1 protein-coding gene is annotated in these 1004 nt (G+C 73.4%); it reads left to right on the top strand.

Annotation, left to right across the window (positions count from 1 at the left end):
• Nucleotides 1-61: 61 nt before the first annotated feature.
• The coding region (locus tag AC1D15_RS34220) for a condensation domain-containing protein (protein ID WP_477829575.1) at nt 62-1004 on the top strand (943 nt) is incomplete at its 3' end.

Genomic DNA, 1004 nt, shown 5'->3' with positions numbered 1-1004 from the left:
CAACCTGGCCGGGCGCCTGCGCATTCGCGGCGGGTGCCGTGCCGATGGCGTGCAGGCTGCCGTGCGACGGCTGGTGCAGCAGCACGAGGTGCTGCGCACGCGGATCGCGCTGGATGCCGAGGGGCAGGCCATCCAGCGGGTGGATGCATCGGCGTCGTTCGGTTGGTCGGAACACGAGGGACGCAGCGACGATGCGGCGCGAGACTTTGCCGCGCAGCCGTTCGACCTGGAGGACGGCCCCGTCTTCCGCGCGGCCTTGTACTGCGAGCCCGACGGCACGCTGGCGCTGCTGCTCGGCGTGCACCACATCGCGGCCGATGGTGGCTCGGTCGCGCTGCTGCTGCAGGAGCTCTCGTCGCTGTTGCAGCATCCCGCCCGGGCCCTGGAGCCGCCGGCGCTGCAGTACGCCGACCATGCGCAATGGCAGCAACGCTGGCTGGCCGCCGGCGAGCTGGCACGCCAGCAGGCCTGGTGGCTCGATGAATTGCGCGATGCACCGCTCGCCACCACGCTGCCGCTGGACCGCCCGCGCAGCGCGCAGCCCAGCGCCCGCGGCGAGCTGCTGGGCTTCGGCCTCGCGCCCGAGACCGGCGACGCGCTGCTCGCGCTCGCGCGCCGTGACGCCGCCTCGCCCGCGATGGTGACGCTGGCCTTGCTCGCGCTGCTGCTGCACCGCTACGGCGGTGACCGCGACCTGTGCTTTGGCGTGCCGTCAGCGAACCGCGACCGCGCCGAGCTGGCCGGCATGGTCGGTCACTTCACGAACGTGCTGGTGCTGCGGTTGCGCATCGACCCGCAGCAGGGCTTCGCGGCCTTGCTGCGCCAGGTGCGCGAGCGACTGCTGGCCGCACGGCAGCGGGCACATCTGCCGCTGGACCAGCTGGTCGAGGCGCTCGGCATCGAGCGCGGCGCGGGGCTGAATCCGCTGTTCCAGGTGAAGTGCGCCTCGCAGGCGACCGGCGGGCGGCAAGTGTCCGACGGCAAGGCGCCCGACGGCCCATGGC

The organism is Rhizobacter sp. P2_H2, from assembly GCF_056403375.1.
Note: the sequence above shows the minus strand (reverse complement) of the source record. Positions and strands in the feature narration are given on the sequence as shown.